Annotated in this window: 1 protein-coding gene (cut by a window edge); it reads right to left on the bottom strand. The window is 46.9% G+C overall.

Features of this window, described 5'->3' with window-relative positions:
- Positions 1-13: 13 nt before the first annotated feature.
- Positions 14-12,739, bottom strand: partial view of a polyketide synthase PksL gene (gene pksL / locus FB592_RS09910; protein ID WP_141949468.1) — the 3' portion only. 891 nt of this gene lie beyond the right edge of the window; only the last 12,726 of its 13,617 coding nucleotides appear in the window; its start codon lies beyond the right edge, outside the window; its stop codon occupies positions 14-16.

The raw sequence follows: 12,739 nt of genomic DNA, 5'->3' as shown, positions 1-12,739 counted from the left end.
TCCCACTCCTCTCTTATTTGAAAGTTTTCCAAAACATATCTTTAGAAGCCCCTGTGTCTGAATGCACTTTTTCCTGCACGTTTTGAGCTGATGGTTTGATTAAAACGGGCTGCCTATTTAATTCCGGCAAAGGCAGAGGTTTTCTTCTAATTGGACGAGCAACCGATTCATTCCAGGCTTCTATAATGAGATGGGCGTTCGTTCCGCCATCTGCAAAACAATTAATTGCCGCAGCCGGCGTTGTCTCCTTCCACTCGGCTTGCGATCTGCTGAAATACAAATCTGTTTTTTCTATATCAAAATACGGCATATTTTCATTACCTGACAGGAACGGAACCAATTGTCTATGCTTCAGCATTAAAGCTACTTTAATCAGGCTCGCAATCCCCTCTGCACATAATGGATGGCCGATGTTAGGTTTCACCGATCCCAGCCCTAACGGAGCCTTTGATTCAGAACGGTAAATGGACTGGATTGCCTTTAATTCAAGTAAATCTGTTACTGCCGACCCCGATCCGTTCGCTTCGAGATAGCTGATCTCTTCAGTCTTTTTGCCGCTTTTTTCAAGCGCTGACAGCATGACGTCCTTTTGTGCCTCGAGATTCGGAGATGATGGGCCTGCCGTTCTTCCGTCATTATTAATCGCAGCGGCTTTAATGACTGCATATATGGAATCTCCGTCTTCAACCGCTTGGCTGACGGTTTTGACGAGAACCATGCCCACGCCTTCTCCTAAAATGACACCGTCTGCCCGCTTATCAAAAATATGGAATGACGGTTTGTCACATAAAAGTCCGCGCTCATAAAACATTCGATGCGCATCAGCATCAAGCAAACTGACGCCGCCTACAACCGCTGCCTCAATATCTCCGCTTCGCAGAGCCTGAATGGCCATATTCAGCCCCACCAGCGCAGAGGAACAAGCGGTATCCAGGACAATACTCGGTCCCTTCAAGTCAAAAAATTGTGAGATGTTAGCTGCTAAATAGTTTTGTCCGCCAGCGACTATCGGATTTCTTGCTTTTGAAAGACTGACCGGATCAGGCTTGTGCTGGCTGCGGCCTCCTATATAAACACCAGCCCTCATGCCTTTCACTTCTTTCTCTGTATAACCGGCGTGATACCACAGTTTCAAGCTTTCCTCCAATACAGCCAAAGCTTGAGGGTCCATCGCTCTGACATCGTTTTCGGACATCATGAAGAAATCATGATCAAATTGGTTCATTTCATCAATGAGGCCCGCGTAATTTGAGCTGGAGTTCCCGAATCGTTCAGGCGGAATAGGCGCAATCGCAGACCGTCCATCACGTATTAGTTCCCAGTATTCCTCTAGGGTTTCTGCTCCTGGGAACCTGCAACTAAGACCGATGATAGCGATGTCCTCAGCAAGAAGTGCCGTTTTTTCATGGCTTATCTGTTGCGGCCGCTGTTCTGGCACCAGCTTCTGTTTCATTGCTGATTGCGGCTTGAGAGGTGTCTGTTTCTCAGGAACAGATGGCTGTAAAACAGCTGATATGTCATATTTCGAAATGAGCCAGTGTGCAAAGGATTCTATTGTCGGGTATTCAAACAAAATTGACGGATCAATATCTCCATTTAATTGTTGGTTCATCTGCTGTACCAGCTGGGCCAATATAATCGAGTCGATTCCGTATTCTTGGAAAGGTTCATCAGTTTCAAAGTCTTCTGCAGCTATTTTCAGTTCATCTGAAAAAAGAGTTACGAGCCAGTCGACTGTTTCAGGGAACAGGTTGCGAGTGCCGGTTTTCTCTTTCGTCTCAGGATGCGAGAGAGCTTCGACAGGCAATGACGGCTGCATCAGCTTATCCGGCTTCCAAACGTTTGTATCTGGTACTGCCGGCAGCACGACAGCATACTGTCTGTCTGATAGAATCTGGTCAAGCAGCTGTAATCCCTCGTCGTTTGTCAAACTGATCAATCCAGTTTGTTCTAAAGCTTTGCTTCGAACCTCGCCTAAACCGGTCTCCTTCCAGTTAGGCCACTGAATGCTTACAATGGGACATTTATCTTGATGAGCCTCCGCAAAATAATCCATAAAAGCATTTGCCATCGCGTAATCAGCTTGTCCTGCTGCTAGTGCAGGGATGGCCGCTGATACTGATGAAAACAAGGTGAAAAACGCCAATGGTTCATCCTGAAGCAGGTCAAACAACGTTTGCAGACCTTCAACTTTCGGTTCAAGCACCTGTCCGATCTCTTCTAGTGATTTTCTGATAAAAGCCGGGTTTTGTTTGTTCACCATCCCGGCACAATGGATGACTCCGCCAATCGCCCCCATTGTTTCGTGTATTGTCTTCAGGCTCTGTTCGACAGCAACCCTGTCTGTGAGATCCAGAGACAGCACCTGAACTTGCGCACCCATGTCTTCTAGCTCTTGAACGGCTTTTATTTTCTCGGCAAACGAGGCCATTTTTACCGAATTCCACTGGTCACGCGGCGGAAGCTCTTCACGGCCGATAAGGACCAGCCGCTTAACGCCGTATGTTTTCACAAAATGCCGCGCACACAGCAAGCCGAGACCTCTTGTCCCGCCTGTAATGAGCAGGACTTTGTCTGTTGAAAACGATACTTGCTTATGACTTAGAGCGGCTTCTGCTGGCTGCTCTGTCAAATATGCGCGATATCGCTGTCCGTTTCGATAACAGACTTCTGATTCTGTGCTCTTGGCATAAAACTCCGCTGCAATCAGTCTGGCCAGCTCCTCAAAAGAGGTTTCGCATTCCATATCTGCATGTCTTGAAGTAAGATGGCTGTACTCGCTTTGAAGCATGCGGTATAAACCGGCCCGCGAAGCACCAGACAAAAGAACTCCTTCATTTGCATAGGCCTCCAGCCCCTTTGTTACACCCAAGATCGTCAAATGATGCTTGCTTGTACGTCCTTGCTCGATCAGCTTTTGGAGCCAGTTTATCCAGCCCATAGAATGCTCATGGCTCGTTCCGCACCCGATCAGATCGATTGCTCCAGCAACGTGTTCATAGTCAGCAGCAGATACCCGCTCCAGCTCTTGACTGTCAAATATACGGTATGTCGAGAAATACGTCGAAAGCTCTTCCGCTAATGCCATTGTCTCCTCATTTGCCAAAATGGCGACGGTTTGATTCGTCATTTCTGCCGGTTCAATCGGACAAGGCTGCCACTGTTTACGCAGAAAGCAGCGCTTTGGCATCAGTTCGGATTGAGGCAGAGCTGTAGCAATGGTTTCGGGTTCACCTTCTTGAGTTGGCAGCCAGTAATACTCTTCCGCGAACGGATATGCAGGCAGGCTGATTCGGCGAGGCGTGTATTCTCCATAAAGCTCATTCCAATCTATCTGCAGCCCTTTCACCCATAGCTCTGCTACTTTCTCCAGCCTTTTTTTCTCTATCCATGTTTGCAGCAATGCTTTGGCATCATGATCCGTTTCAAACAGCTTGATTTCGCTCTTCTTCGTTTTCACGTGAGCAGCAAATATGCTGCCGTTCGGCATTTCAGCCAAATAATCATCTAAAGTTTTGATCAGCATTTCTCTCGAATCCGCCAAAAACGCCATGCGATAATCCATTGCTTCCCGGCCCGTCTGAAGTGTGTATGCCATATCCTCCAGATCGATATCTTCATTGGAAGTTACGAAATCTTTCATTGCTTCCGCATAGGCCTTCAATTGCTTCTCTTTTTTCGCTGAGAGTACAAATAATGCTGAGCGGTGCTGCTTTGTTAATCGATCGTTCCTCTTGTCAGGCTGATATTCCTCTATCACAATATGGGCATTCGTTCCGCTATATCCGAAGGAGCTCACACATGCTCTCCGCGGTTTTCCATCAGCCGTTTCCCAAGGCTTAAGCTCCGTATTTACGTATAAAGGAGAATGCTCAAATTCAAAATGCTCATTCGGTGTCGTGAAGTTCAATGTCGGCACAAGTGTTTTATGATTCATGCACAATAACACTTTTTGAACCCCGGCTACTCCTGCCGCCGCGGATGTATGACCAATATTGCTTTTGACGGAACCGATTGCGCAAAACTGCTTTTTGTCTGTTTTTTCTTGAAATACGGTGGACAGAGCTTCTAATTCAATTGGATCGCCTTGTTTTGTTCCTGTGCCGTGCATCTCGACATAACTGATACTCTCAGGATGTATGCCGTATGTTTCATATATGTCTCTTTCCAGATCCATTTGGCTTTTTGCACTCGGTGCCGTGATTCCGTTTGTTTTCCCGTCCTGATTAATACCCGAGCCAATGATAATGCCATAAATATGGTCACAGTCCGCTTCTGCATCTTTCAGCCTTTTCAGAACCAGCGCACCCGCACCCTCGCCGGGCACAAAACCATTCGCGCTATTGTCAAATGCTTTACATTGTCCATCAGGTGAAAGCATGCCGGCCTCACACATACTCATGTAAGATTCCGGCGTCAGGTATAAGCTGACCCCGCCGACCAGCGCCATATCAATTTCTTTGTTTATAAGTGCCTGGCGCGCTAAATGTGTGCCGACCAATGAAGATGAACATGCGGTATCAATAGGAATCGCTGGCCCTTTTAAATTAAGAAAATACGGAATACGCGCCGCAGCGATCGCAAAGCTGTTCCCGGTGGCATTTGCTCTTGCCTGCCGATTCAGCATAACTCCATATTCATTGCTCATAATCCCAAGATAAACGCCGCATTTTTTCTCATTTAATGTTCGGGCATTATATCCGGCATCCTCAAAGGCTTTATAGCCTTCCTGCAAAAAGATTCGATGCTGCGGGTCCATCAGTTCCGCTTCTGATGGCGGAATATTAAAAAACAATGGATCAAAATGTTCAATATCATCCAGCATCCCCATTGATTTACAGTAGACTTTCCCTTTTTTGTTTAGGACAGGATCATAGTATTTGTCTACATCCCACCGTGATGTTGGAATGTCCCGAATGGCATTTCTCGCATGAACCAGGTTATCCCAGTACTCTCTTACATTACGAGCGCCCGGGTATCTTCCCGACATCCCGACAATCGCTATCGCATCCTCCGGGCGGTCTTGATGAACAGGAACCGTTTTCTTCACATGTTCTTTCTTTATTGGATGTTGAACAGGCTGAAGGGGCCGTTCTGCCGGCTTTGGATTAGATGATGCTGCTGGCTTTTGCTGGGCTGCTTCGAAAGAGTCAGTATGCTCTATCTTTCTATCAAGATGAGTTCCAAGCTCGGACTTTAGCATTTCGGCAAAATCACGTATCGTTGGATAATCATATACTCTGGTTACCGTAAAAGACGTTCCGTATTGCTTGTTCACCGCTTTTATCCATTCGAGTCCGGTAATCGAGTCCATTCCGATATCTATGAACGCTTCGTCAATATCCACCTCGTATGGCTCCATGTATAACACGTCTGCTATGCTTTCCCTCAAATTTTCATGCAGCGTTTCAATTGCTACAGTATATTGTCTTGATGCAGATATTTCTGCCGCTGCATATTGAATCGTTTCTTCAGCTTCCTCTTGCAATGGCTGATGATGTTCTAACGGCTGCAGAGATATATTAGCCGGTTTAGCAGCAGGTACCGCTGTTTTTTGTCTGATCGGCGTGTACGTCTCCGTTTGTTTTTTCTCCCCAGCTTGTGTGCTTAACTCGTGTGATAAGTAAACAGCGAAATCACGTGTTGTCGGATAATCATATACCTTTGTGACATTTAGTGATGTGCCATACTGTTTATTTATTGCTTTTATCCATTCGAGCCCGGTAATCGAGTCCATACCGATATCTATGAATGCTTCGTCTGGATCAATCTCGTTTTGGTCCATGTACAGCACTTCCGCTAAGCCCGCTGTCAGTTCATCGCACAAGGCTTCCGCCGTGATCGTCTCTGTTTCTGTATCTGATGGAACACGCTCTAAACGATCCTGATTGGTCATTAAAGGCTGTAACGTAATATTGGCAGGCTTGCCGCTGGCTTCTCTGACTACAGACGGCTTTGGAAGGACAGGCTGTACCGGGACGAATGGCTCCTCCGTTCTTTTTTCCTCAGCCTTTGCATGTACGTCTATCCAATAGCGATCTCTTGCGAAAGGATAGACAGGTAAACTGATGCGCCGCGGTTTTTGATCCTGATATAGCGTGCTCCAGTCGATGCGCAAACCTCTTACCCATAGGTCTAAAACCTTCGCATATTTGCCTTTTTGCAGCCATGCCTCAATTGTTTTTGACATATCCTCATCAGCAGCAAAAGCAGCAATGGCTTCTTTGTTGCTCTTTACTTGTCCGCGATAGACATATTCACGATTTTCTGTTCCGGAGATACATTCATACAGCTTTTCTTCAAGCTCCTGCATCGTTTCCGCAACGAACGCCAGCCGTTCGTTCATCGCTTCCCGGCCGACTTGCAGCGTATAGGCAATTCGGTGTAAATCTGCTTCAACATATGTTTGTTCACGAATGGCATGCAGCAATCGCTCTGCGCGTTTCTGAAGTCTTTCCTCATTTTTTGCTGAGAGCACAATGACAGCCGGCTGTTTCCTCGCTGGTAAACGTTCCTCCACAGGTTCCGGAGCATACTCTTCTATTAAAATATGGGCGTTCACACCCCCGGCACCAAATGAAGAGACTCCTGCGATTCTCGGTAATTCGATGTCTTTGCCATTGACACTGATGATCGGCCTCTTCCACTCTTCTAGCTCTTGCTGTACTTTAAACGGCGAGTTAAGGAAATCAATATTCGGGTTCAGCACGTTTGAATGCAGGGAAGGCGCAAGCTGCCTGTATTTCATTTGGAGCAATACCTTCGTTACTCCTGCGATACCTGCCGCACTCTCACAGTGCCCGATATTTGATTTGGCTGACCCTATTGCACAAAATTGTTTGTCATCGGTTTCTTGCGTAAACACTTTGGACAGCCCTGTGATTTCAATAGGATCACCGAGAGAGGTTCCCGTGCCGTGGGCTTCGATGTAACTGACTGTCCGCGGATCAACCTTCGCTTCCACAAACGCCTTTTTGATGACATCTGCTTGGGCATTCGGATTGGGCACTGAGTATCCGTTTGTTTTTCCCCCGTGGTTAATGGCAGTCCCCTTAATGATTCCATAAATGTGATCACCATCTTCAACTGCTTTAGACAATGGCTTCAGAAGCACTGCTCCAACGCCTTCCCCCGGCACATAGCCGTCTCCGCCCTGTCCGAAGCTTTCACACCGGCCTTTGCTGGACATAAATTTGTTCTGCCCGAGCATCAAATATTTATTTGGATGGATTGACACATTCACGCCGCCCGCGAATGCCGCCTCACACTCTCCGCGCTGCAGGCTTTGGCAGGCCAAGTGGATAGCCGTTAAAGAAGAAGAACACATGGTGTCTAATGCAATACTCGGTCCGTGAAAATCAAAATAATAAGATACCCGGTTCGCGATGGATGATGGATTTCCCGTTAAAGCCAGAGACCTTCCCCGCACCTGCTCTTGTGCCCCGTACAGCTGATATTCTTCGTACATGACACCGACGTAAACACCGACGCTTCCGCCAAGCTCAGCATCACGCTTACGGCCGAGGTGCTCTCTTGTATAGCCTGCGTCTTCCATCGTTTCATACACGCACTGCAAAAATAAACGCTCTTGCGGGTCCATTAATTTTGCCTCACGCGGCGATATATGGAAAAACTGAGGATCAAACTTGTCTACATCCTTCAAGAAGCCTCCCCACTTGCTGTAGGTTTTTCCAGGCTTGTCTTTATCTTCATCATAATAAAGACTGTGATCCCAGCGGTCTGCAGGAATTTCAGTAATACATTCTCGACCGTCTCTCAGGTTTTCCCACAATTCATCAATGTTGTCTGCCTGTGGATAGCGACCTGAGATACCGATGATCGCGATTTCTTCCGTTTCCTTCTCTCTTAACTGCTTCTGCTCTTTATCTCGCAAAGGAAGAAATCCAGACTTTCTTAGGGTAACTGGGATTTCTTGTTTTTCAGGTTCTGATTTTCTTTCAACAGAAGGTTTTCCTGTTTCAATTCCCAAGATGTCCAGCAGTTTTTCTCTGCGGGAATCAATAAAATACCGTGTTAATGAGCGAATATCCTGATATTCAAAGAACAACGTCTTGGACAAAGAACCGAATACTTTTTCTAATTGACCCGTTACATGCATGATCATGATAGAATCGATCCCGTAATCCTCGAGAGGAGCTTCAGCATCAATCTGGCCGGCTGGCAGCTTAATCACCGAAGAAAGCACCTGTTTAAAATAGTTCTCCGCTTTTTCTCTTAGTATCTCTTCATCAGCTTCCCCGATCATGTCTGCTTTTTCTGCCTCCTGATTGAGACTGCTTTTTTTGATATCGTGAGATTGGCCTTTGCCATGTCCCGTTTCATGTAAAAATGCACGAATCCGATCAGTAACACCGGAAGCAACTAACACTTGCGGCTTTCCTGACGTCCAGCCATGATATAGCGCCTGAATCCCACGATCTGTTTCCATGGCCACCATGCCTGTTTCTCTTTTCAGCATCCTTGCAGTTTCCGCATCAATTTGCATGCCCCCGTCTTTCCACAGCGGCCAGCACACTGAAAGAGTTTTTCCGTAACGCTTGTGCAGCTCTGCTTGGCCATTGCGATATTCGCTGAATGCATTCATAAATGCATTGGCCATTGCGTAATCAGCCTGTCCCGCGCTTCCTACTGCTCCGGCACCTGAGGAAAAAAGGATAAAGAAATCGAGCGGAATATCTTTCGTTGCTTCGTCAAGGTGAATCAGTCCTGCTACCTTTGGAGCAAGAACGGTTTGAACCTCTTCTTTCTTTTTCTTCATAATGAAATTATCTTTTATTAAACCGGCGCTGTGAATGATGCCATCTAAGTCTCCATAAACGTTTTGGGTTTCTTTTAATAAGGCATCAACCGTTTGTTTGTCAGCCAGATCAGCTTGTCTGTAAATCGCTTGGATGCCAAGTTTCTGTAAGGCTTTAAGCTTCTTCTTCTTCCTTTCATCAAGCGGAGAGCGTCCTGTCAGGATCACAACCGCATCATTCGTTTGGTTTGCAATTTCAGTTGCAAAGATGAATCCAAGACCGCCTGCACCGCCTGTGATCAGATACACGCCTTTATCTTTCCATGGCATGTCAGCACTTAGGTGCTCACCAGACACTTCTTTCCACTTGCTTACAAATCGCTTCCCTTGCCAGTGGCGGATATGCGTGTCACGCGGATAGCGTCTGTTTTCCTCCAATATTTCGAATAGGTCACCAGCTGACGTCCCGGTTTCTATTTCGATCAACTGTCCTGTCAGTTTTGGATTTTCCAGTTCAGCCGTTTTGAGCAATCCAGTTAAGCCGCTTAATAGCTGAGGCTCGTCCAACGCAGGCACCGCCACTTGAATGAATGTATGTCCTCCTGTTTTTGAGTGCATTAGCTGTTTGATTTCTTCAAATAACTGTATGGCATAACCTTCAAACCGTTCATCAATTGTCTCTGTATCATGCTGCAGAACTGTACAGTCAAGATGATTTTGGAGGCTTTCCATTTGTTCTCCAACATCACAGACAACGACTTTATGCGTGTCGTACTCTATGAGCTCTTGCCTCTCTGCAGCACGTTCTTCCCAAATATGTTCGAACAGTAGCGTGTCAGTCGCTTCAGAAGGACCTTCTTGATCTGTTTCTAACACTCTTGCAGAATAGCCCGTCAATCGCACGCAAACCTGCCCCTCTTCATTGCATAAATCGATATCAAGCTTCTGCATACGATCCCCAGCTGTACTGCCCTCGCTATATGTGATCCGCGCCCACATAGATGCCTCGCAGCCTTTGAAGATTTGGACATCCTGTATGGCAAAAGGCAGCATTGCCTTTCTGTCTTCTAAACTCGTAGCTCCTCCCAGCCTCAAACCGATAGATGCTTGAAATGCCGAATCTATCATGCTCGGATGCAGAATATATTGGTCTTCTGTATCAGAGATTACAGGAGGCATCGTCAATTTCACTAGAACTCCGTTTTCGCCTGCATATAGGCTGTCGATCGCTCTGTGGCTGTCACCATAATGAATACCCATTTCTGTATAAGCCTCGTAGCAATCAAAAGGTGACAGCGTCCGGCCATTATAGCTTGCCTTCAGTTCTTCAATGTTGAAAACCGGATTTTCACCAGCCTCACAAAGCACTGCACTCCCTTGCCCATATACAATCGGCGACTCCTCTGCGCTTTCAGGGTCCCGGCAGATTTCAAATGTAATCTCACCATTCTCCTCAGGATATAGACGTACATCTATATCTTTCTGCTGTTCTGTGACGGTGAACGGCCGGACCCAGACGATATTCCGGAGCCGGAATCCTGTCGGGAACTGATCCGCAGCTGCCCTTTCCACAGCTGCCCGAACCATCTCCAATAAAGCTGCGCCAGGTAAAACGTGTTCGCCCTTTATGACATGATCCTTCAAGAAAAATTCACGTCCTGTAAACGCTGAACGGAAGCGGACACCCGATATGTCGGACACATTTTGATGCAGAAGAGGATGCAGGATGTGCCGCTCCTGTTTTGAACGATCAGTCTTTTTCTCCGCTTTCGGCACCCAATAACGCACCCTCTCAAATGGGTAAGTCGGCAGGCTGATCCGCTTTGGTTTGTTTCCCTCGTAAAGCTGCTTCCAGTCAACACCAGATCCGTTCGCCCACTGCTCTGCAATCTGATCGAGTTTTCTTTGCTCCAGCAATTTATGTACCGATTCGGCGGGACGCGATGGTTCGCTTCCTCTTGACACGCGGCCCTTCCAGCAATGCTGAATGGTTTTTCGTCCTTCTATAAAAGCCTTCAATTGGTCGCTCAATTCTTGAATTCCGGATGCTAAGAAAGAAACCCGTTCTTCCATTGGTTCACGGCCTACCTGCAATGTATACGCCAAATCTTTAATCTGAATCCCATCATGAAGAAAATCCAAGAGACGTTTTACATATACACGGAGACGTTCTTGATTACGGGCAGAAAGCGGAATAACTGCGGATATGTCAGAATCTGAGGACAAAGAAACGTCCTGCTCCGCTGCTTGAGGAATATATTCCTCAAGGATAATATGTGCGTTTGAACCAGTTGCTCCGAAGGAACTGATACCAGCCCGCCGCGGATAAGGGACCTCTTCCCCATTCTCCTTGATAACAGGCTGCTTCCACGTTTCTGTTTTATGCTGTACATAAAATGGAGACTTTTCAAAATCAACGTAAGGATTCAGTTCTTCCGAATGCAAAGAAGGCACAAGTTTTTGATGGTGAAGCTGAAGGGCAACCTTGCTTAAACCACTGATCCCCGCGGCGGATTCGGCGTGCCCAATGTTTGACTTTACAGAACCGATTGAACAGAACTGCCGATCCTGCGTATATTGGCGGAACGCTTTCACTAATCCCTGTATTTCGATCGGATCTCCTAAGGACGTGCCGGTTCCATGGGCTTCCACATAACTGATCGTCCGCGGGTCGATTCCCGTTTTCTCCAAGCATGTCTCAATCAGATCAGCTTGAGAAACAGGGCTCGGCACTGAAATGCCGCTTACAGTGCCCACATGATTCACAGCACTTCCTTTAATAACTGCATAAATGCGATCTCCGTCTTCCTCCGCCTGGCGCAAAGGCTTTAATAAAACCGCGCCTATACCCTCGGCAGGCACATAACCGTCCCCATCCTTTCCAAACGTACGGCAGTGCCCGTCAGTGGAAAACATATCCCAGACCCCGTATGTCATATATTTATTCGGGTGCAAAGACAGGTTCACTCCGCCTGCTAACGCAACATCGCACTCACCGTGACGTATGCTTTCCAACGCCAAGTGCACTGCGGTCAAAGAGGATGAACATACCGTATCGACAGCCATACTCGGACCGTGGAAATTACAAAAGTAAGAAACACGGTTGGCGATTTGCGCATAGTTGAGCGAAAGAGGAAACACATTTTCTGCTGATGCTTCTTCAGCTCCGACTAATGTATAATCCTTGTGCATGACGCCGGCAAAAACTCCTACATACTGTCTTTTATTTCGTCCTTTAGGCTTGGCCAACGTCTTTGGCGTATAGCCCGCATCTTCAATCGTTTCCCAGCATGTTTCTAAAAACAGCCGCTCTTGAGGGTCCATTGTCTCCGCTTCTCTTGGCGTGATTCTGAAAAATTGAGGATCGAAGCAGTCGGGATCATCAATAAATCCTCCCCATTTGGAAATGTCCTTACCCGAAGGAGATGTGATTCCTTCAAGTCGCTGCCAATCCCAGCGCGACTCAGGAATCTCGCTAACGCAGTCCTTCCCCTCTTTCAGATTGTTCCAAAATTCATGAATATTGGCTGCCTTCGGATACCTGCCCGCCAAGCCGATAATCGCAATATCGCCTGCTGCCTCAATAGGTGCAGGACGAGAAGCTTCAACAGTCTTATGGTCGTTTATGCTGTCGGAAACCCGTGCTCTTTCATTCTGGCCAAGAGAACCAGCGGCACTAAAATGCTCAGCATATTCCTCGGCAAGAAACGCTGACAGCTCCGCTATGGTGGTATGCTCAAACAGAAGAGTCGGCGAAAGGCTCTCACCGATCTTATCACTGATCGTTTCTACCACCTCAAGCAAGCCCGATGAATTCAGTCCCATTTGGTAATAACCGACCTGTTTTTCAACTTGTTCTACCGGCTTATTGATTTTCTCTGCGATTAATTGGCTTACGAACTGTTCAGCCTCACTATAGGAATTAACGGGAGAAGATACCATGTCAGCAGGTTTATCACGCTCAGCAGTGTCCGCTCTTGT

The organism is Bacillus sp. SJZ110, assembly GCF_006715455.1.
Taxonomy (GTDB): Bacteria; Bacillota; Bacilli; order Bacillales; family Bacillaceae; genus Bacillus; species Bacillus subtilis.
This window is presented reverse-complemented; position numbering and strand designations above follow the sequence as displayed.